At 72.0% G+C, this 20,453-nt stretch carries 18 protein-coding genes and 1 pseudogene; 13 read left to right on the top strand and 6 right to left on the bottom strand.

The annotated features are described in order from the left end of the window. The first annotated feature begins 158 nt into the window (after window positions 1-158). Genes hutU through hutI form a run of 4 tightly spaced genes read left to right on the top strand, consistent with a single transcriptional unit; the run spans window position 159 to window position 5,579 of the window. Window positions 159-1,823: a urocanate hydratase gene (gene hutU / locus ACF1GV_RS23655; RefSeq protein ID WP_363263274.1), complete on the top strand. Its 1,665-nt coding sequence runs from the start codon at window positions 159-161 to the stop codon at window positions 1,821-1,823. Continuing rightward, window positions 1,820-3,037, top strand: a complete 1,218-nt coding sequence (locus ACF1GV_RS23650; RefSeq protein WP_391684195.1) for an allantoate amidohydrolase — start codon at window positions 1,820-1,822, stop codon at window positions 3,035-3,037. Before hutU ends, ACF1GV_RS23650 begins: the two co-directional genes overlap by 4 nt. Then, complete coding sequence (locus ACF1GV_RS23645) at window positions 3,034-4,371, top strand: formimidoylglutamate deiminase (RefSeq protein ID WP_391684192.1); 1,338 nt, start codon at window positions 3,034-3,036, stop codon at window positions 4,369-4,371. The genes ACF1GV_RS23650 and ACF1GV_RS23645 overlap by 4 nt, the downstream gene beginning before the upstream one ends. Before the next feature lie 38 nt (window positions 4,372-4,409). Next, on the top strand, window positions 4,410-5,579 hold the full coding sequence (hutI, locus tag ACF1GV_RS23640) for an imidazolonepropionase (RefSeq protein ID WP_391684189.1): 1,170 nt from the start codon (window positions 4,410-4,412) through the stop codon (window positions 5,577-5,579). Window positions 5,580-5,610: 31 nt separating this feature from the next. Here the strand turns inward: hutI and ACF1GV_RS23635 are convergent, their stop codons facing one another. Both ACF1GV_RS23635 and ACF1GV_RS23630 read right to left on the bottom strand, forming a co-directional pair. Beyond that, a complete protein-coding gene (locus ACF1GV_RS23635; RefSeq protein ID WP_391684186.1) occupies window positions 5,611-7,158 on the bottom strand; it encodes a ricin-type beta-trefoil lectin domain protein in 1,548 nt (515 codons plus the stop codon). A 136-nt stretch (window positions 7,159-7,294) separates the two neighbouring features. Next, complete coding sequence (locus ACF1GV_RS23630) at window positions 7,295-8,164, bottom strand: RNA polymerase sigma factor SigF (protein WP_391684183.1); 870 nt, start codon at window positions 8,162-8,164, stop codon at window positions 7,295-7,297. 249 nt (window positions 8,165-8,413) lie between these two features. Between ACF1GV_RS23630 and ACF1GV_RS23625 the strand changes: the two genes are divergently transcribed. Together ACF1GV_RS23625 and ACF1GV_RS23620 are read left to right on the top strand one after the other, a co-directional pair. Further along, the gene (locus ACF1GV_RS23625; protein WP_363263268.1) at window positions 8,414-8,815 is read left to right on the top strand and encodes an STAS domain-containing protein; all 402 of its coding nucleotides are present in this window, start codon (window positions 8,414-8,416) and stop codon (window positions 8,813-8,815) included. A gap of 217 nt (window positions 8,816-9,032) precedes the next feature. Then, complete coding sequence (locus ACF1GV_RS23620) at window positions 9,033-9,515, top strand: ATP-binding protein (RefSeq protein WP_391684179.1); 483 nt, start codon at window positions 9,033-9,035, stop codon at window positions 9,513-9,515. A 377-nt stretch (window positions 9,516-9,892) separates the two neighbouring features. Here the strand turns inward: ACF1GV_RS23620 and ACF1GV_RS23615 are convergent, their stop codons facing one another. Further along, window positions 9,893-11,431 (bottom strand): peptide MFS transporter, encoded by a 1,539-nt coding sequence (locus ACF1GV_RS23615; protein WP_391684176.1) that lies wholly within the window; start codon window positions 11,429-11,431, stop codon window positions 9,893-9,895. Between the two features lie 565 nt (window positions 11,432-11,996). Between ACF1GV_RS23615 and ACF1GV_RS23610 the strand changes: the two genes are divergently transcribed. Both ACF1GV_RS23610 and ACF1GV_RS23605 read left to right on the top strand, forming a co-directional pair. After that, window positions 11,997-12,674 carry a response regulator transcription factor gene (locus ACF1GV_RS23610; RefSeq protein WP_020940464.1) on the top strand — a complete coding sequence of 226 codons (678 nt, stop codon included), beginning with the start codon at window positions 11,997-11,999 and terminating at the stop codon, window positions 12,672-12,674. Window positions 12,675-12,737: 63 nt separating this feature from the next. Next, window positions 12,738-14,015, top strand: a complete 1,278-nt coding sequence (locus ACF1GV_RS23605) for an ATP-binding protein (protein ID WP_391684173.1) — start codon at window positions 12,738-12,740, stop codon at window positions 14,013-14,015. 61 nt (window positions 14,016-14,076) lie between these two features. Here ACF1GV_RS23605 and ACF1GV_RS23600 read toward each other — a convergent pair whose 3' ends face one another. Further along, a complete protein-coding gene (locus ACF1GV_RS23600; protein WP_391684170.1) occupies window positions 14,077-14,577 on the bottom strand; it encodes a GtrA family protein in 501 nt (166 codons plus the stop codon). A gap of 175 nt (window positions 14,578-14,752) precedes the next feature. Between ACF1GV_RS23600 and ACF1GV_RS23595 the strand changes: the two genes are divergently transcribed. Genes ACF1GV_RS23595 through ACF1GV_RS23585 form a run of 3 tightly spaced genes read left to right on the top strand, consistent with a single transcriptional unit; the run spans window position 14,753 to window position 17,593 of the window. Then, window positions 14,753-15,892 (top strand): 5-(carboxyamino)imidazole ribonucleotide synthase, encoded by a 1,140-nt coding sequence (locus ACF1GV_RS23595; protein WP_391684167.1) that lies wholly within the window; start codon window positions 14,753-14,755, stop codon window positions 15,890-15,892. Beyond that, a complete protein-coding gene (gene purE / locus ACF1GV_RS23590) occupies window positions 15,889-16,410 on the top strand; it encodes a 5-(carboxyamino)imidazole ribonucleotide mutase (RefSeq protein WP_391684164.1) in 522 nt (173 codons plus the stop codon). Before ACF1GV_RS23595 ends, purE begins: the two co-directional genes overlap by 4 nt. 4 nt (window positions 16,411-16,414) lie before the next feature. Continuing rightward, on the top strand, window positions 16,415-17,593 hold the full coding sequence (locus ACF1GV_RS23585) for a dipeptidase (RefSeq protein WP_391684161.1): 1,179 nt from the start codon (window positions 16,415-16,417) through the stop codon (window positions 17,591-17,593). Here ACF1GV_RS23585 and ACF1GV_RS23580 read toward each other — a convergent pair. Further along, window positions 17,542-18,380: pseudogene (locus ACF1GV_RS23580) on the bottom strand (hypothetical protein). The gene ACF1GV_RS23585 and the pseudogene ACF1GV_RS23580 overlap by 52 nt on opposite strands. 55 nt (window positions 18,381-18,435) lie before the next feature. Here ACF1GV_RS23580 and ACF1GV_RS23575 point away from each other — a divergent pair. After that, window positions 18,436-18,795 (top strand): MerR family transcriptional regulator, encoded by a 360-nt coding sequence (locus ACF1GV_RS23575; RefSeq protein WP_391685078.1) that lies wholly within the window; start codon window positions 18,436-18,438, stop codon window positions 18,793-18,795. A 104-nt stretch (window positions 18,796-18,899) separates the two neighbouring features. Then, on the top strand, window positions 18,900-20,009 hold the full coding sequence (locus tag ACF1GV_RS23570) for a dipeptidase (RefSeq protein WP_391684158.1): 1,110 nt from the start codon (window positions 18,900-18,902) through the stop codon (window positions 20,007-20,009). A gap of 27 nt (window positions 20,010-20,036) precedes the next feature. Here the strand turns inward: ACF1GV_RS23570 and ACF1GV_RS23565 are convergent, their stop codons facing one another. Next, window positions 20,037-20,426: a VOC family protein gene (locus tag ACF1GV_RS23565; RefSeq protein ID WP_391684155.1), complete on the bottom strand. Its 390-nt coding sequence runs from the start codon at window positions 20,424-20,426 to the stop codon at window positions 20,037-20,039. Window positions 20,427-20,453 lie beyond the last annotated feature (27 nt).

Raw genomic sequence — 20,453 nt, 5'->3', positions numbered from 1 at the left:
CGCCCCTCCTGTCGCCCCTGTGTCTGTGCCTGCCGTGCCGCCTTGCCCGCATCCAGCCAAACACCCGCAGCGCGCGGACGCGGCCGCTCCACCGTGTTGACTAGTTCTATTCAGGAAGCCAGGATGTGAATAGTCGTAGTAACAGCAGGAGGCAGACGATGTCGGGACCCCGCCCCGTACGAGCACCCCGCGGCACCGAGCTCAGCGCGCAGGGCTGGCAGCAGGAAGCCGCGCTGCGGATGCTGCAGAACAACCTCGACCCCGAGGTCGCCGAGCACCCCGACAAGCTCGTCGTCTACGGCGGCACCGGCAAGGCCGCCCGTGACTGGCGCTCCTTCGACGCGATGGTCCGCACCCTGCAGGGCCTCAAGGCGGACGAGACCATGCTGGTCCAGTCCGGCCGCCCGGTCGGCGTCATGCAGACCCACGAGTGGGCGCCGCGTGTCCTCATCGCCAACTCCAACCTGGTCGGCGACTGGGCCAACTGGGAGGAGTTCCGCCGCCTGGAGGCCCTCGGCCTGACCATGTACGGCCAGATGACCGCCGGCTCCTGGATCTACATCGGCACCCAGGGCATCCTCCAGGGGACCTACGAGACCTTCGCCGCCGTCGCCGCGAAGAAGTTCAACGGCACCCTGGCCGGGACCATCACCCTCACCGCCGGCCTCGGCGGCATGGGTGGCGCCCAGCCCCTCGCCGTGACGATGAACGACGGCGTGGCCATCTGCATCGACTGCGACCCGCGCGCCATCGACCGCCGCATCGAGCACCGCTACCTCGACGTCAGGGCCGACTCCCTCGACCACGCCCTGCAGCTCGCCACCGAGGCCCGCGACCAGCGCAAGCCGCTGTCCATCGGCGTCCTCGGCAACGCCGCCGAGCTGGTCCCGCAGCTGCTCGCGATGGGCGCCCCCATCGACATCGTCACCGACCAGACCTCCGCCCACGACCCGCTGGCCTACCTGCCCGTCGGCATCGCCTTCGAGGACATGGCCGACGCCGCTGCCAAGGACCCGGCCGGCTTCACCACCCGCGCCCGCGAGTCCATGGCGCGGCACGTCGAGGCGATGGTCGGCTTCCTGGACGCGGGCGCCGAGGTCTTCGACTACGGCAACTCCATCCGCGGCGAGGCCCAGCTCGCGGGCTACGACCGCGCCTTCGCCTTCCCCGGCTTCGTCCCCGCCTACATCCGTCCCCTGTTCTGCGAGGGCAAGGGCCCCTTCCGCTGGGCCGCCCTGTCCGGCGACCCCGCCGACATCGCCAAGACGGACAAGGCGATCCTCGACCTGTTCCCGCAGAACGAGTCCCTGGCCCGCTGGATCAAGATGGCCGGTGAGCGGGTCCACTTCCAGGGCCTGCCCGCCCGCATCTGCTGGCTCGGCTACGGCGAGCGCGACAAGGCCGGTGAGCGCTTCAACGACATGGTCGCCTCCGGGGAACTGGCCGCGCCGATCGTCATCGGCCGCGACCACCTCGACTGCGGCTCCGTCGCCTCCCCCTACCGCGAGACCGAGGCCATGCTCGACGGCTCCGACGCCATCGCCGACTGGCCGCTGCTCAACGCCATGGTCAACGTGGCCTCCGGCGCCTCCTGGGTGTCCCTGCACCACGGCGGCGGCGTCGGCATGGGCCGCTCCATCCACGCCGGCCAGGTCACCGTCGCCGACGGCACCCCGCTGGCCGGCGAGAAGATCCGCCGGGTGCTGACCAACGACCCCGGCATGGGCGTCATCCGGCACGTCGACGCCGGCTACGACATCGCCGAGTCCGTCGCGGCCGAGCGCGGGGTGCGGGTGCCGATGCGTGAGGGTGACGGGGCGTGAGCTTCCACAGCATGTGGGCGGAGTTGCTGCCGATCGGCCGTGACTCCGCCTCCGGCGGCTACCGGCGCTACGCCTGGACCGGCGCCGACGCCGACTGCCGGGGCTGGTTCCGGCAGCAGGCCGAGGACCGCGGGCTCACCTACGAGGTGGACCGCAACGGCAACCAGTGGGCCTGGCTCGGCGACCCGCACGCCGGGGACGCTGTCGTCACCGGCTCCCACCTGGACTCCGTACCGGACGGCGGCGCCTTCGACGGCCCCCTCGGGGTGGTGTCCTCCTTCGCCGCCCTGGACGAACTGCGCGAGCGGGGAGCGGAGTTCACCAAGCCGCTGGCCCTGGTCAACTTCGGCGACGAGGAGGGCGCCCGCTTCGGCCTCGCCTGCGTCGGCTCCCGGCTCACCGCCGGGCAGCTCACCCGCGAGCAGGCCCACCGCCTCACCGACGGCGACGGCGTCACCCTGGCCAAGGCCATGGAAGCCGCCGGCCACGACCCCGACGCCATCGGAGCGGACCCCGAACGGCTCGCCCGCATCGGCGCCTTCGTCGAACTGCACGTCGAGCAGGGCCGCGCCCTCGACCTGACCGGGGACGCCGTCGGCGTGGCCAGCGCCATCTGGCCGCACGGCCGCTGGCGGTTCGACTTCCGCGGCGAGGCCAACCACGCCGGCACCACCCGGCTGGTGGACCGGCGCGACCCGATGCTGCCCTACGCCCAGACCGTCCTCGCCGCCCGCCGCGAGGCCGAACTCGCCGGTGTCGTGGCCACTTTCGGCAAGATCGCCGTCGAGCCCAACGGCGTCAACGCGATCCCCTCCCTGGTGCGCGGCTGGCTCGACTCCCGCGCCCCCGCCCAGGGCACCCTCGACACCGTGCTCGCCGGCATCGAGAAGGCGGCCCGGGAGTACGCCGACGCCCACGGCATCGACCTGGACGTGGTCCGCGAGTCCTTCACGCCCGTCGTCGAGTTCGACCACGCCCTGCGCGACGAACTCGCCCGCCTCCTGGGCCACGACGGCGAGCTCACCGTGCCCGTCCTCGGAACGGGCGCGGGACACGACGCCGGGATCCTGTCCGGGAGCATCCCGACCGCCATGCTGTTCGTACGCAACCCCACGGGCGTCTCGCACTCCCCGGCCGAGTCCGCCGCCGAGGACGACTGCCTGGCCGGAGTGCACGCCCTCGCCGACGTACTGGAAGGACTGGCCTGCCGGTGACCCACGGGACGTACTGGCTCGAACACGCCTGGCTCGGCACCCATGTCGAGCCGGACGTCGCCCTCGACATCACGGGCGGCCGCATCGCCGCCGTCCGCACCGGCGTCACCGCCCCGCCGCCCGGCGCCGAGGTGCTGCGCGGACTGACCCTGCCCGGACTGGCCAACGCGCACAGCCACGCCTTCCACCGGGCCCTGCGCGGCACCGTCCAGGTCGGCTCGGGCACCTTCTGGACCTGGCGCGAGGTGATGTACTCCGTCGCCGACCGGCTCACCCCCGACAGCTACCACGCGCTCGCCCGCGCGGTGTACGCCGAGATGGCGCTGGCCGGCATCACCGCCGTCGGCGAGTTCCACTACGTCCACCACGCGCCCGGCGGCACCCCCTACGCCGACCCCAACGCGATGGGCGAGGCGCTGATCGCGGCCGCCGCCGAGGCCGGCATCCGCATCACCCTTCTGGACACCTGCTACCTGTCAGCCGGTTTCGGCGCCGCGCCCGACGCCCACCAGTTGCGCTTCTCCGACGGCACCGCCGCGGCCTGGGCCGAACGCTCTTCACTTCTCAAGGAACGCGATCACGCACGGATCGGAGCGGCGATCCACTCGGTGCGGGCCGTGCCCGCCGAACAGCTGGCCACCGTCGCCGCCTGGGCCGAGGAGCGGCGGGCCCCGCTGCATGTGCACCTCTCGGAGCAGACCGCCGAGAACGACGCCTGCCTTCAGGCACACGGCTGCACCCCCACCCGGCTCCTCGCCGACCACGGCGTGCTCGGCCCGCGCACCACCGGCGTGCACAACACCCACCTCACCGACGAGGACATCGCGCTGCTCGGCGGCTCCTCCACCGGCACCTGCATGTGCCCCACCACCGAACGCGACCTGGCCGACGGCATCGGACCCGCCGTCGCCCTGCAGCGCGCCGGCTCCCCGCTCTCCCTCGGCTCCGACAGCCACGCCGTCGTCGACCTGCTCGAAGAGGCCCGCGCGATGGAGCTGAACGAGCGGCTGCGCACCCGCACCCGCGGCCACTGGACGGCCGCCGCCCTGCTGCGCGCCGCCACCGCCGACGGCCACGCCTCCCTCGGCTGGTCCGACGCGGGCACCCTCGCCCCCGGCGCCCTCGCCGACTTCACGACGATCGCGCTGGACTCGGTCAGGACTGCGGGACCGCTGCCCCGGCTCGGCGCCGAGACGGCCGTATTCGCCGCGACGGCAGCGGACGTACGGCACACGGTCGTGGGCGGCCGGCACGTCGTGCGCGACGGTCACCACTCACTCGTACCGGACGTGCCGCAGGCACTCGCGAGCGCCGTCGAAGCCCTGCGCGGCTGACCCGGCAGTCCCCCGACCAGGCCCACCACGAGGACACCATGAGCACCGTCATCACCAACATCGCCGCGCTGGTCACCAACGACCCCTCCCTCGGTGACGGCTCCCCCCTCGGTCTGATCCAGGACGCGGCCGTCGTCGTCGACGGCGACCGCGTCGCCTGGATCGGTACGTCAAGCAAAGCACCCGCCACTGACAACCGGGTCGACGTCGGCGGCCGGGCGGTGCTCCCGGGCTTCGTCGACTCCCACTCCCATCTGGTCTTCGCGGGCGACCGCACGGCGGAGTTCAACGCCCGTATGTCAGGCCGCTCCTACAGCGCCGGCGGCATCCGCACCACGGTCGCCGCCACCCGCGCCGCGAGCGACGCGGAACTCGAGGCCAACCTCACCCGTTACCTCGCCGAGGCCCTGCGCCAGGGCACCACGACCCTCGAGACCAAGTCCGGCTACGGCCTGACCGTCGAGGACGAGGCCCGCGCCCTGCGCATCGCCGCACGCCACACCGACGAGGTCACCTACCTCGGCGCGCACATCGTCTCCCCGGACCACGCCGACGACCCGGCCGCCTACGTCGACCTGGTCACCGGCGCGATGCTGGACGCCTGCGCGCCGTACGCCCGCTGGATCGACGTCTTCTGCGAGAAGGGCGCCTTCGACGGCGACCAGGCCCGCGCGATCCTCACCGCCGGCAAGGCCAGGGGCCTGCTCCCGCGCATCCACGCCAACCAGCTCTCCCACGGCCCCGGCGTGCAGCTCGCCGTCGAACTCGACGCGGCCAGCGCCGACCACTGCACCCACCTCACGGACGCCGACGTCGACGCCCTCGCCAACAGCTCCACGGTCGCCACGCTGCTGCCCGGGGCCGAGTTCTCCACCCGCGCCGAGTGGCCCGACGCGCGCCGGCTGCTCGACGCCGGCGCCACGGTCGCCCTGTCCACGGACTGCAACCCGGGCTCGTCCTTCACCTCCTCGGTGCCCTTCTGCATCGCGCTCGCCGTCCGGGACATGGGCATGACCCCCGACGAGGCGGTGTGGTCGGCCACCGCGGGCGGCGCGGCCGCCCTGCGCCGCGACGACATCGGCCGCCTCACTCCGGGCGCCTATGCCGATCTCGCCGTCCTCGACGCGCCCAGCCACGTCCACCTGGCGTACCGGCCGGGTGTCCCGCTGGTCACGGAGGTCTGGCGCCGCGGCACGCGCGTGGCCTGAGCGGGCCGGCGCGGCAGCGGGCCGTGCGGCGTCAGCGCGCGCCGGCCCGCCACCGCTGGCGGGCGCTCCCGTCGAGGCGGTCCAGGGACAACCCGTCGCCGCCCCACTCCGGGGTGAGGGCACTGCCGAGGTCGATCACCGGGCGGATCGCCCCGTCGCCGTCCACCACGAACCGCAGATTGTCCCCGTTGCGCCCGTACAGGGAACCGCACTCCCAGATCCCGACCCCGCGGTCCACGTCGCCGCGGCTGTCCAGGCAGAAGCCGGGATCGGCGTACGACTGCAGCGCGCCGCGCTCGTCGTCGTAGCGCCAGCGCTGGGTGGGGGAGGAGTCGCACGGGGCGGTGACGACGTCGTTGCCCTCCTCGAATGCGCCGTCGCGCACGTCCAGGCACAGGCCCGACGCCGCGTTCACCACCTGCGCGTACGTGCCGCCCGGCGGCCGCGGCGCGGGAGGGGGCGGGGCGGGAGGCCGCCGGGTGGGAGCCGGCTTCGGCGCGGTGTGCGTGGACGACGGCGCGGCGGACGGTGACGTCGAAGGGGAGGGCGAGGGGGACGCCGACGTGCGGGACGGCGAGGGCGACGCCGGGACGGTCGTCGTGGCCGTCACCGTCACCGGCGGGGCGATCGTCGGGGTCGTGACCGCGCTCGCCCGGTCCTGGGCGGGCTGCTCGGCGGGCTCCAGCAGCAGCACCAGCAAGGGGACCAGCGCGACGCCGAGCGCGGCCGAGGCGAGCGCGACCCGGCGGGCGGGCCGCCAGGCCGGCTGTTCGGGCAGGAGAAGCGGACCGGTGTCGGCAGCCTCCCGCCGTAGATACGCGGTGCCGCCCCACGCCAGCAGTCCCTCGGCCAGCACCGCGGCGGGCGTGTCGTACAGCGCGGTCAGCTCCTCGCGGGCGGCCGTGCAGGAGGCGCAGTGCGTCATGTGGGCCCGCAGATCGGCGCTGTCGCGGGGGCCGTCGGGCCGTACCGACTCCTCGATCAGACGGCGGAAGTCACCGCAGTCCGGGTCGGGCGAGGCGGCCAGGCGCTGCCGCAGGCAGGCCTGGGCCAGCGTCTTCAGCGCGGGGCCGGTGCCGTGGGCGACGTCCGCGGGGCTCACGCCGACGAGGGCGGCGGTGCGCTGGGCCGTCTCCCCTTCCAGTACGCCGTACCAGATCAGGCCCTGGGCGCGCGGGGGCAGGGAGCGGAAGGCGGGGAGCATCGCGGGGGCCGGCCCGTGCGGGCCGGCGCTGCTCATCACGAGCAGAAAAGAGGGGTCGAGGCCGCCCGCGCGCTCGTCGGCGGACCAGGCGCCAGCGAGCTGGACGGTGAGCAGCAGCAGATGGTGCCGCCACGGTACGGCGGGGTCGATCCCGCGTGCGACCTCACGGGCCGCGTGCGCGAACGCCTCCGCCGCCAGTTGCCGGGCCGCCGCGTCACCGGCGGCACACAGGCGCGCGTAGTCCAGGACGCGGCTCAGGTGGCGGCGGCGCAGCTCCTGCAGGGCGGGGTAGGCGGTCGCGGTCCCCGTGCGCAGCAACTCCGTCAGACGTGCGTCGGACGCATCCGCGTACCACTCCGCCTCCGCACGGGCCATCCGCCGCCTCCTCGCGCACGTGTCCCCCGGCATACCGTCCGGTTGGGGGGTGACCGTAGTGCATGGGGCAGGCGCAGGGGACCCGGGGAGCGGAAGTTTCCCCGGGTAACCCCTGTGAACGCCGTGGAAGGTCCTGTCAGTCCTCGACGGTGAGGCCCTTGCGCAGCCGCACCAGCGTGCGCGACAGCAGGCGCGAGACGTGCATCTGGGAGATGCCGAGCTCCTCGCCGATCTCCGACTGGGTCAGGCCGGCGACGAACCGCAGGGAGAGGATCTGCCGGTCGCGCGGCGCGAGCTCGGCGATCAGCGGCTTCAGCGACTCGACGTACTCGATGCCCTCGAGCCCGTGGTCCTCGTAGCCGATACGGTCCGCGAGCGCTCCCTCGGCGTCGTCGTCCTCCGGCTGGGCGTCCAGCGAGGAGGCGGTGTACGCGTTGGACGCGGCCATGCCCTCGACGACCTCGTCGTTGCTCAGGCCGAGGCGCTCGGCCAGCTCCGCGACCGTCGGGGCGCGGTCCAGCTTCTGGGCCAGCTCGTCACCGGCCTTGGCGAGGTCCAGGCGCAGCTCCTGCAGCCGGCGCGGGACGCGCACGGACCAGGACGTGTCGCGGAAGAAACGCTTGATCTCCCCGATGATGGTTGGCATCGCGAAGGTCGGGAACTCGACGCCCCGGGACAGTTCGAAGCGGTCGATCGCCTTGATCAGGCCGATGGTGCCGACCTGGATGATGTCCTCCATCGGCTCACTGCGGGAGCGGAAACGGGAGGCGGCGAACTTGACGAGCGCGAGGTTCAGCTCGACGAGGGTGTTGCGCACGTACGAGAACTCGTACGTGCCTTCTTCGAGGGACTCGAGCCGCTCGAACAGAGTCTTGGACAGGGCCCGCGCGTCGACGGGACCCACCTCGTCGTAAGGGGGGATGTCCGGGAGTCCGGAAAGGATGTCCTCCGGAGGGGGTGTCGACGTCGTCGTCCGGGTATGCGAGGCGTCGAGCCGGGGTGACATGAAGTCCTCCATCGTTCTCGGCATATGGCTGCCGAAGCCAGTACGTGCACTGCGGTGTGCGGCGCCTCCAAAGCCGGCCGTGTCGGTTACGGGTTCCTACTAGGCCTACCCGCTCGCAGGGAACGATCGCAAGTGCGTTTCGTTCGGGTATGTCCGTTTGTGTGCGGTTGTTCGGGTGTCGGGTCCCGTGGAGAAGGCGTAGTGTTCGAGGTCGTCAGTCAGCAGCCACGACCTCGGGAGTAACACGGCATGGACCGCGGGACGGTCGGCAGCGCACAGTCGGGCCGGCTTCTGGTGGAGGTGCGGGAAGAGGGCTCCAGTGCCGTCGTGACGGCGGCGGGTGAACTCGACCACCACACCGCCGAACTGCTGCGCGAGCCCCTTGAGGACTGCCTCGGCAAGGGCTTCAGCAAGCTCGTCGTCGACTGCTCGCGCCTGGAGTTCTGCGACTCCACGGGCCTCAACGTACTGCTCGGCGCCCGCCTGAAGGCGGAGGCCGCCGGGGGTGGGGTGCATCTCGCCGGGATGCAGCCGGTGGTGGCCCGTGTGTTCGAGATCACAGGCGCTGAGGCGGTCTTCACCGTGCACGACTCGGTCGAGGACGCCCTCGCAGGTGACAGCGGTTCCGGACCGCCGGGCGCCGCCGACTGACCTGGCCGCCCGTGGGATGCCGTCCGGGCCGCGCGCCGAGGTATGTGTACGTCACACCCGCCGCGCCGAACCGGGGGGTGTTCCGTCCGCCGGGTCGGGCAGGAGACATCCTGAACCTGTCGAGCCATCGACGGAACCATCCCCCGTCGAGCCACGTAGTGAGTCGTGAACCGAAGTCTTGAATCCTGAACTGGTGAATCGGTGAGGTGAAGCGCTGATGAGCACCACCCGGCCTTGTTCGCCGGGCGACCGCGGCCCGGAGCCCAGCGGCGCTTCCGGGGCGTCGGCGGGCCGTCAGGTCCGCACGCTGAGCTTCGACGACCAAAGCGGTGTCGTTCCGCTCGCCCGCGATTTCGCCCGTCAGGCGCTGTACGCGTGGGGGTGGCTGCCGGCCGACTCCGCGGATCAGCGGGCCGCGGCCGAGGATGTGCTGCTCGTCGTGTCCGAGCTGGTCACGAACGCGTGCCTGCACGCGGAGGGGCCGGACCGGATGGAACTCACCTGCGACAACAAGGTGATCCGCATCGAGGTGGCCGACCGCGGCACGGGCCAGCCGGCCCCCCGCACCCCCCACCGCGCCGGACGCCCCGGCGGCCACGGCATGTTCATCGTCCAGCGCCTGTGCCTGGACTGGGGCGTCGTACGACTCCCGGGCCTCACCGGCAAGAGAGTCTGGGCAGAACTGGGCGCGCCGGCGTAACCGGTATCCCTCCCGACGGCACCGTTTGGGCTCCGCCCGGCGTTGCGCAGCCGCCGTTGGCTGCGCGCCCCGGCGTTTCGTGCTGCCCGGCGTTGTGCGGACCGCTGTGGGTGCGCAGCCCGGCGCGACGGGGTGCCGCTGCGCCCACCCGTGCCGCCCTGGGGGTCCCCCTGCTCGAAGAGCTTGGGGGAGGCACGACTGCCGCAGCCATGCCAGCCGTTGGCGCGCGCCACGACGCACCGCGACGGGCCGCCGCAGGCATCAAAGAGGCGTGGGGAACTGCGCGAGCAACCGCCCACCCACCCGCAGACGAACACGCGGAAACGCCGAAGGCCGCCGCACCCCCATAGGGATACGACGGCCCCGCGCGGGCAACGTCAGCGAACGTCCCCCATCAGCGCCTTCACCTTGCGCCGGTACATGTACACCGCGAACCCGGCCAGCGCCGCGAGAACCGCCTCGCCGAGCACCGCGCCCTTGCCGCTGAGGTCGACCCCGGCGATCGCCGGGTTGGACAGCAGCGAGGTGATCGAGTCACCCGCGGTGACCGCGAGGAACCACACGCCCATCATCTGGCTGGCGTACTTCGCCGGCGCCATCTTCGTGGTGACCGACAGGCCGACCGGCGAGATGCACAGCTCACCGACCGTCTGGATCAGGTAGATCCCGACCAGCCACATCGGCGTGACCTTGGTGCCGTCGGACGCCATGCCCAGCGGCAGCAGGAAGAAGAAGAACGACACACCGATGAAGAACAGCCCCGCCGCGAACTTCGTGACCGTGCTGGGCTCCTGGCCCTTGCGGTTCAGCCACAGCCAGAACCAGGCGATGACCGGCGCCAGCGCCATGATGAACACCGGGTTCAGCGACTGGTACCAGGACGACGGGAAGCTGAAGCCGAGCAGCGAGTCAGCGGCCTTGGTCTCACCGAAGGCCTGGACCGTGGAGCCACCCTGGTCGTAGATCATCCAGAACGCGGCGGCCGCGACGAAGAACCAGATGTACCCGGTCATCTTCGACTGCTCGACGGTCGACAGCTCCTTGTCCCGCTTGATGCGCAGCAGCACACCCGCCGGGATGACCAGACCGATGACGGTGAGCGGGATCATCGCCCAGTTCAGCGTGAAGTGGCCGGTGAAGCCGACGACGCCGTAGAAGACGGCCGCGATGGCCAGCCACATCAGGCCCTTGCGCAGCCACGTGGCGCGCTCCTCGGCCGCGAGCGGCTTCGGGACGACGTTGCTCTCCGGGCTGAGGTTGCGCGTGCCGAGCAGGAAGGCGGCGAGACCGATGGCCATGCCGACGGCGGCCAGGCCGAAGCCCAGGTGCCAGTTCACTTCCTGGCCGACCGTGCCGATGATCAGCGGCGCGAAGAAGGCACCCATGTTGATGCCCATGTAGAAGATCGTGAAGCCACCGTCACGGCGCGGGTCGTCCGGACCGTCGTACAGGTGGCCGACCATCGTGGAGATGTTGGCCTTCAGCAGACCGGAACCGAGCGCCACCAGCGCGAGACCCGCGAAGAACGGCGCCTGGCCGCCGGGCAGCGCCAGGACGAGGTGACCGGCCATGATCGTGACCGCCGCGATGGTCACCGTCTTGCGGGGGCCCCAGACGCGGTCGCCGAGCCAGCCGCCGGGCATGGCGAGCAGGTACACCATCGACAGGTAGACGGAGTAGATCGCCGTCGTCGTGGCCAGGTCCATGCCCAGGCCACCGCCCATGCTGCCCTTCTTGGCGTCGGGGCCGCCGGAGAGCAGGTAGACGACGAGCAGAGCCCTCATGCCGTAGAAGCTGAATCGCTCCCACATCTCGGTCATGAAGAGAGTGGCCAGTCCGCGGGGGTGGCCGAAGAAGGTCTTCTCGGAACCGGGGGTGCCCGGTTGGACCGAGGCCTTCGTCAGGCTGGACGCCATGGTCGTTCCTTGCTGGTCGGGACGCGCGGTTGGGATCCCCCTTGCTCGGCGACGCCGAGCTCGGGGGAGTTGCGCGCCCGGTGGGGGGCAGGCCGGCACCGGCACGTCGGCCCGCCCACCCACCACGCCCAGGGGGAGTCCGCTCCGGATCGCGGAGCGGGGGACGGCGACCACCGGGATCCACGCCTCTGCGCGCGTCGTAGCGCTCGAGGCCCGGCCACAGGTCATTCCTTTCAAGGCCGGCCGCAGCCGACCCGCACACAAAGAAGACCTTCAGCGTCATTGCTCGCCAAAGGTCCCCGCGGTGCTACAGGCGTTGATTCACCATACGGCAGGACACCGCCCGGTATGGAAGGACTTGAGACGCGGATCACAGATGGCCGAGGAACCGCAAGCCCCGTCTCGGCAGTCGATACCAGGATGGCATCCGCCGGCCCGGGCGGCGGCACGGGGTCCGGCTGTCCGCGGAGAGCCCGAGGCGGCCGGTGTCCGGGTTGTCCGAAGGTAAGAGCCCCCTGTGGCGATCTCACCTCGGGCGTTGCACCAGGCGGACTACCATCACCTCATGACCCGTGTACTGCTCGCCGAGGACGACGCGTCCATCTCGGAGCCGCTGGCCCGCGCACTGCGCCGGGAAGGGTACGAGGTCGAGGTGCGCGAGGACGGACCCACCGCGCTCGACGCCGGGATGCAGGGCGGCGTCGATCTGGTCGTGCTGGACCTCGGGCTGCCCGGCATGGACGGCCTGGAGGTCGCGCGCAGACTGCGCGCCGACGGCCACACCGTGCCGATCCTGATCCTCACCGCGCGCGCCGACGAGGTCGACACGGTCGTCGGCCTGGACGCGGGCGCCGACGACTACGTCACCAAGCCGTTCCGCCTCGCCGAGCTGCTCGCCCGGGTCCGCGCCCTGCTGCGGCGCGGCGCCGCGGAGCCGCAGCAGCCGCCCGCCACCCACGGCGTGCGCATCGACGTGGAGTCGCACCGCGCGTGGATGGGCGACGAGGAGCTGCAGCTCACGGCGAAGGAGTTCGACCTGCTGCGGGTCCTGGTGCGCGACGCGGGCCGGGTCGTCACGCGTGACCAGCTGATGCGCGAGGTCTGGGACACCACGTGGTGGTCCTCCACCAAGACCCTCGACATGCACATCTCCTGGCTGCGCAAGAAGCTCGGCGACGACGCGGCGAACCCGCGGTACATCGCGACGGTTCGGGGCGTCGGCTTCCGCTTCGAGAAGAGCTGAGCCGGGCTCGGCGGCAGCCGAGCCGGAGCCGGACCGCACCAGGCACGTTCAGGACAAGAGGACATGCGCCGTCGACTGATCCAGTCCACCCTCGCCGTGGTGCTCGTCGTGATCGCCGTCTTCGGCGTGTCCCTCGTGATCGTCGAGACGCGGACGATCAGCAACACCGCGCAGGAGCGGGTGGACTCCGAGGCGCTGCGGCTGGCCAGTGTGGTGGACAGCCGGCTGCTGAGCTCGGCGGGCGTCACCCCGGAGATCCTTCAGGTTCCGGGCATGCAGGACCGTTATGCCGTGGTCCGCATCCCCGGGCGGGCGCCGATCGAGGTCGGCACCAAGCCCGAGGGCGATGTCATCCGCTCCAAGGAGCACCAGGGCGAGGAGGGCGAGACCGTCGTCGTGGAGGAGCCGCGCTCCACGGTGACCCGGGAGGTCGGCCGGACCTTGCTGATCATCGGGCTGGTCGCGCTGCTGGCGGTGGTGGCCGCGGTGCTGCTGGCGATCCGCCAGGCCAACCGGCTCGCCTCTCCGCTGACCGACCTGGCCGAGACCGCCGAGCGGCTCGGCTCCGGCGACCCGCGCCCGCGGCACAAGCGGTACTCCGTGCCCGAGCTGGACCGGGTCGCCGATGTGCTGGACTCCTCCGCCGAACGCATCGCCCGGATGCTCACCGCCGAGCGGCGGCTGGCCGCGGACGCCTCCCACCAGCTGCGTACGCCGCTGACCGCGCTGTCGATGCGGCTGGAGGAGATCACCCTCACCGACGACCTGGACACGGTGAAGGAGGAGGCGAACGTCGCGCTGACCCAGGTCGAGCGCCTGACGGACGTGGTCGAGCGGCTGCTGACGAACTCCCGGGACCCGCGCACCGGCTCCGCCGTCGCCTTCGACCTGGACGAGGTCATCCAGCAGCAGGTCGCCGAGTGGCGCCCCGCCTACCGCAGCGCCGGCAGGGCGATCGTCAGCTCCGGCAAGCGGCATCTGCGGGCGGTGGGCACGCCGGGCGCGGTGGCGCAGGTGCTGGCGGCGCTGATCGAGAACTCGCTGATGCACGGCGGCGGCACGGTCGCGCTGCGCACGCGGGTCACCGGCAACCAGGCGGTGATCGAGGTGACGGACGAGGGTCCCGGTGTTCCGCCGGAGCTGGGCGCGCGCATCTTCGAGCGCACGATCAGTGGTCGCAACTCCACCGGCATCGGCCTGGCCGTCGCCCGCGACCTCGCGGAGGCCGACGGCGGCCGTCTGGAGATGCTGCAGGCGGCCCCACCGGTCTTCGGCTTGTTCCTCTCCCGCAGCCAGCCCGTCAAGAAGCCGACCCCCGACGAGGAGCCGACGGTCCGCTGACCGGTGACGTACCGGCAGGGTCAGACCCGCCGGCGCTGACCGGTGACGTCCCGGGCGGGGGTCAGACCCGCTGGCGGGGACGCGGCGGCGGCCCGGCCTGTTCCAGGAGGGCCTGCGCGTCCGCGACCGCCTCGCCGGCCGGAAGGGCGCGGAACACCCAGGTGCGGTAGGACCAAAAGCGGAACAGGGTCGCGACGCCGATGCCGAGGAACTTGAAGATGTTGCTCTGCAGCGGGGTGTCCCAGCCGAAACCGTAGGTCGCCGCGTACAGCACACCGTTCTCGATCACCAGGCCGACCAGGCTGAACAGCAGGAACAGGGTCAGTTCCCTGGTGCGCCCGTTCTTGTCGGCGTCGCGGTAGGTGAAGTAACGGAAGCCGACGTAGTTGAAGACGATCGACACCGCCGTCGCGATGACGCTGGCCCGGACCACCTGCAGATCGGTCACATGCCGTACGACGTTGAACACGCCCAGATTGACGAGCACGCCCGCGCCGCCGACGGCGCCGAACTTGGCGATCTCGCGGACGAGCCGTTGAAGTCCTGAGGTACCGCTTCCCATGGTCGAGCAGGCCCCCAGTCGTTACGGTTTCGTCAACCCAGCCATGCTAACCACCCCTAACGGCGGATGCCTGCCGAGTACCCGAGGAGGCCGGTGTGAGGCCTGACGCACCGGTGAGGGCCCGGGTGGGAGGCGCCCGATCCGGCCGCCGTCCGGTGGCCGATACCCTAGGGGTGTGACGTTCCCGGTAGTCGGCATGGTCGGCGGGGGCCAGCTGGCTCGTATGACACACGAGTCGGGCATCCCGCTGGGCATCAGGTTCAAGCTCCTCAGTGACACCCCTCAGGATTCCGCGGCGCAGGTCGTGAGCGATGTCGTCATCGGCGACTATCGCGACCTCGACACGCTGCGCGAGTTCGCGCGCGGGTGCGATGTGATCACCTTCGATCACGAACATGTACCCACCGAGCACCTCAGGGCCCTGGAGGCGGACGGCATTCCCGTGCGCCCGGGCCCCGACGCGCTGGTGCATGCCCAGGACAAGGGGGTGATGCGCGCCAGGCTCGACGCGATCGGCATCCCCTGCCCACGGCACAGGATCGTCAGCGATCCGCAGGACGTGGCGGCCTTCGCGGCCGAGGGCGACGGTTTCCCCGTCGTCCTGAAGACCGTCCGCGGTGGCTACGACGGCAAGGGCGTGTGGGTCGTCGACAGCGTCGAGGAGGCGGAGGATCCCTTCAAGGCGGGCGTCCCCGTCCTCGCCGAGGAGAAGGTCGACTACGTCCGCGAGCTGGCCGCCAACGTCGTGCGCTCCCCGCACGGCCAGGCCGTCGCCTACCCGGTGGTCGAGTCGCGGCAGGTGAACGGCGTGTGCGACACCGTCATAGCCCCGGCGCCCGACCTCGACGAGGATCTGGCGCTGAAGGCCGAGGAGATGGCGCTGACCATCGCCAAGGAACTCGGTGTCGTCGGCCACCTCGCCGTCGAGCTGTTCCAGACCCGTGACGGCCGCATCCTCGTCAACGAGCTGGCGATGCGCCCGCACAATTCCGGCCACTGGTCCATGGACGGCGCGATCACCTCGCAGTTCGCCAACCACGTCCGCGCCGTGCTGGACCTCCCTCTCGGCGACCCGCGCCCGCGTGCCAAGTGGACGGTGATGGTCAACGTCCTCGGCGGCGACTACCCGGACATGTACTCGGCGTACCTGCACTGCATGGCCCGCGACCCGCAGCTGAAGATCCACATGTACGGCAAGGACGTGAAGCCCGGCCGCAAGGTCGGCCACGTGAACACCTACGGCGACGACCTGGACGACGTGCTGGAGCGCGCCCGTCACGCTGCCGGCTACCTGAGAGGCACCATCACCGAATGAGCCCTGTTGTTGGCATCGTCATGGGGTCGGACAGCGACTGGCCCGTCATGGAGGCCGCCGCGAAGGCCCTCGACGAGTTCGAGATCGCCTACGAGGTCGACGTCGTCTCCGCGCACCGCATGCCCCGCGAGATGGTCGCGTACGGCGAGCACGCCGCCGACCGCGGCCTGAAGGTGATCATCGCCGGTGCGGGCGGCGCCGCCCACCTGCCGGGCATGCTCGCCTCGGTCACCCCGCTGCCGGTCATCGGTGTCCCGGTGCCGCTGAAGTACCTCGACGGCATGGACTCCCTGCTGTCGATCGTGCAGATGCCCGCCGGGGTGCCGGTCGCCACGGTCTCCGTCGGCGGTGCCCGCAACGCCGGTCTGCTGGCCGCCCGCATCCTCGCCGCGCACGACGAGGAGCTGCTGGGCCGGATGCGCGACTTCCAGCAGGACCTCAACGACCAGGCCACCGAGAAGGGCAAGCGCCTGCGCACCAAGGTCGAGGGAAGCAACGGCTTCGGTTTCGGGAAGTGACGTCATGACGTCCCTGGAGACAGCCCGCGACCTCCTCGCCGAGTTCCCGGTCGTCGACGGCCACAACGACCTGCCGTGGGCGCTGCGCGAGCAGGTCCGCTACGACCTCGACGCCCGCGACATCGCCGTCGACCAGTCCGCCCACCTGCACACCGACCTCGCCCGCCTGCGTGCGGGCGGTGTCGGCGCGCAGTACTGGTCGGTGTACGTCCGCTCCGACCTGCCGGACGCGGTGCCGGCCACGCTGGAGCAGATCGACTGCGTACGGCGGCTGGTCGACCGCCACCCCGCCGAGCTGCGCCTGGCGACGACGGCGGCCGATCTTGAGGCGGCGCGCGGTGAGGGCCGTATCGCCTCGCTGATGGGCGCGGAGGGCGGGCACTCCATCGCCAACTCGCTCGGCACCCTGCGTGGCCTGTACGCGCTCGGGGTGCGGTACATGACGCTCACCCACAACGACAACGTGGACTGGGCGGACTCCGCGACCGACGAGCCGAGGGCGGGCGGCCTGACGGCCTTCGGCCGCGAGGTGGTGCGGGAGATGAACCGGCTGGGCATGCTCGTCGACCTCTCCCATGTGGCGGCGACGACCATGCGGGACGCGCTGGACGCCACCGAGGCGCCGGTGATCTTCTCGCACTCGTCCTCGCGGGCGGTGTGCGACCACCCGCGCAACATCCCCGACGACGTCCTGGAGCGCCTCCCGGCCAACGGTGGCGTGGCGATGGTGACGTTCGTGCCGAAGTTCGTGCTCCAGGCGGCGGTGGACTGGACGGCCGCCGCCGACGAGAACATGCGCGCGCACGGGCTGCACCACCTGGACACCAGCCCCGAGGCGATGAAGATCCACCGCGCCTTCGAGGAGCGCAACCCGCGCCCGGTCGCCACGGTCGCGACCGTCGCCGACCACCTGGACCACATGCGCGAGGTGGCCGGCATCGACCATCTCGGCATCGGCGGCGACTACGACGGCACGGCGTTCACCCCCGAGGGCCTCGGCGACGTCTCCGGCTACCCGAACCTGATCGCCGAACTGCTCGACCGCGGCTGGTCCAGGTCCGACCTGGCCAAGCTGACCTGGCGGAACGCGGTCCGGGTGCTGGGCGCGGCGGAAGACGTGGCCCGCGGCCTTCAGGCGACCCGCGCGCCGTCCCACGCGACGATCGAGTCACTGGACGGCTGAGCCGGGCCGGACAGGGTGGGGTAGTCGGTGTAGCCGTCCGCCCCGCCCACGTACATCAGGTACCGGTCCCGGACCTCGTTGAGCGGGGCGCCCCGGCGCAGCCGCTCGACCAGGTCCGGGTTGGCGAGGAACGGGCGGCCGAGCGCGACGAGGTCCGCACCGGCGTCCAGCAGCCGCTCGCTCGCCCGCGTGACCTCCTCGGTCGTCACCGCTGTCAGCCGCGGGTTGGCGATCAGCGTGCCCGGCCAGTCGGCGCGGATCCGCCGGAACACGGGGGAGTCGGGGTCGGCGTACACGACCGCCGGGCCGCGGCCGCGAAGTCGGCGACGGTGGTCTCGATGTCCTCGCCGGTCATCTCGCGCGGTGTGACGGCCGGCTGGTGCCCGTCGCTGGTGAAGACGGTGTCCGGCAGCGGCACGGGGGAGGGCGCCACGGGGTGCAGACCGCTGGTCGCAGGGTGGCCGACCCGCCCGCCGTGCTGGATCTGCAGGAACATCCGCCCGCCCGCGGCACGCACCGTGTCCGTCACCCGCCGCCAGCCGGCCGCGTGCGCGTCGGTGTGGATCGCGCCGATGTTGGGGTAGGTCCGGCCGACCGCGCTGGGCGTGGCCGCCTCGGCGACGATCAGCCCCGCGGAGGCGCGCTGGGCGTAGTAGACGGCCATCAGCTCGGAGGGGGTGCCGTCGTCCTGCGCACGGTTGCGGGTCATCGGGGCCATGACGAGCTTGTTGGGGAGCGTGAGGGAGCCGATCCGGCCGGAGGCGAGGAGAGCCGTTGTGTTCGTCATGTCCGTACGCTAGAACCTGACACGCATGTCAGATTCAAGTCCCGCGGGGGTGGACATGCGGATCGGTGAACTGGCCCGGCGCACCGGTGTCAGCGAGCGCTCGCTGCGCTACTACGAGAAGCAGGGGCTGCTCGCCCCGGACCGCACCGCGGGCGGACACCGGGACTATCCGGAGGCGGCCGTGGACCGGGTCATCCGGATCCAGGAGCTGTTCGCGGCCGGGCTGTGCAGCGCGAAGATCGCCCAGCTGCTGCCCTGCATGCGCGACAGCGACGGCGGCCCCTCCGCCGTCGCCACACCGAAGCTGGTGCGGGACCTCACCGCCGAACGCGAGCGCATCGACCGCATGATCCGCGACCTGGTCCGCTCCCGCGACACCCTGGACGAGGTCATCGACACGGCCGCGCGAGGCTGACCGGCGTACCCCCGAACGCCCCGTCCACCAGGAAGGGCCTCCCGCTCCGTGCAAGCGTGACGGTACTGCCGTTCTGCCGCCGATCACGACGTACGGAGACCGTCATGGCCGACCTCCAGGACGAACTGCACGACACGACCGAGATCGGCGGCCTGCCTGTCGACGACCCCGTCGACGACCCCTTTCCCCAGGCGTACGCCGCCGCGCTGGACGCCGTCGACCGGGTGCGCACGCTGCTCGCCGAGCACCCCGTCGCCGACGGCTACAGTGCGCTGCCCTGGGCCCTGCGCAAGCTGTCCTGGTACGACCTCGAACTGGGCGACAGCTCCGTCGACACGGACGTGCCCCGGCTGCGCGAGGGGCACGTCGGTGCCCTGTTGTGGTCCCTGCACCTGCCGGGGGAGCCGGCCCCCGGCAGGGCGCTCGTCAGCACGCTGGAGCAGCTCGACCTGATCCGCTCCGTCGTCCGCGGCCACCCCGAGGGCCTGCGGCTGGCCCGCACCGCCGGGCAGGTCATCGACGCCCGCAACTGCGGCCGGGTCGCCGTGATCCCCGGCCCGGCCCCGGCCGCCGCCCTCGGTGACTCCGTCGCCATCCTGCGCGTGCTGCACTCCCTCGGCGTCCGCGTCGTCACCCTGGCCGGCACCAGCTGGGCCAGCGAGGCGGGCCTGAGCCGGTTCGGCGAGGAGGTCGTCCGCGAGATGAACCGGCTCGGCGTGCTCGCCGACCTCTCCGGCGCCTCCGACGCGACCATCGCCCGCGCCCTCACGCTGTCCCGTACGCCGGTGCTGTGCACCCGCTCCGGTGCCCGCGCCCTGTGCCCGCACCCCGACAACCTGCCCGACGAGCTGCTCGGCGGGCTCGGCGCGGCCAAGGGGCTGTGCATGGTGCCGCTGGCGGCCGACCAGACCGGGCCGAGGCTGAAGGACGTCGCCGACCACCTCGACCACGTCCGCAACCTCGCCGGCCCGGACTGCGTCGCCCTGGCCGGCACGTACGACTCCGGCGCGGACCACCCGCAGGACCTCGCCGACCCCTCCTGCTACCCCCGGCTCATCGCCGAACTGCTTCGCCGCGGCTGGCCGGAGGCCGATCTCGCCCTGCTGACCTGGGGCAACGTCCAGCGCGTGCTGCGCAGCGCCGACTTCGCCGCGCGGACCGCACAGGAGCGCCGGGGGCCGTCGGCGGCGACGATCGGGGAGCTGGACGGGTAGGCGGATCCGCAGCGGCCACGTGCGGGGTCAGTCCCCGGGGATCACACACAGGCAGAAGGGGTGGCCTGCCGGGTCGGCGTAGACCCGGAAGTCCTCGTCGCCCTCCTCCCGCTTCAGCAGCCGCGCTCCCAGGTTCAGGACCCGCTTCTCCACCTGGTCGACCTCGTCCCAGGTGGCCCCGGCGTCCAGGTCCAGGTGGAACTGCTGGGCGTTGCGGTCGGAGCGCGGCCACTCCGGCGGGGTGTGGCCCTCCGAGCGCTGGAACGCCAGCCGGGGCCCGTCGGGCACCTGGAGCACGACCCAGTCGGCGTCCTCGCTCTCGGGTTCGCCGCCGACGATCTCGGCGTAGAAGCGGGCCAGTGCCCGCGGGTCGGGACAGTCGACGACGACGGAACGCACACGTGCCACACGGGGCATGGAGAGACCTCCCTGGTCGGTGGTGCC

It is taken from the genome of Streptomyces sp. NPDC014006 (assembly GCF_043088925.1).
Classification (GTDB): Bacteria; Actinomycetota; Actinomycetes; order Streptomycetales; family Streptomycetaceae; genus Streptomyces.
Note: the sequence above shows the minus strand (reverse complement) of the source record. Positions and strands in the feature narration are given on the sequence as shown.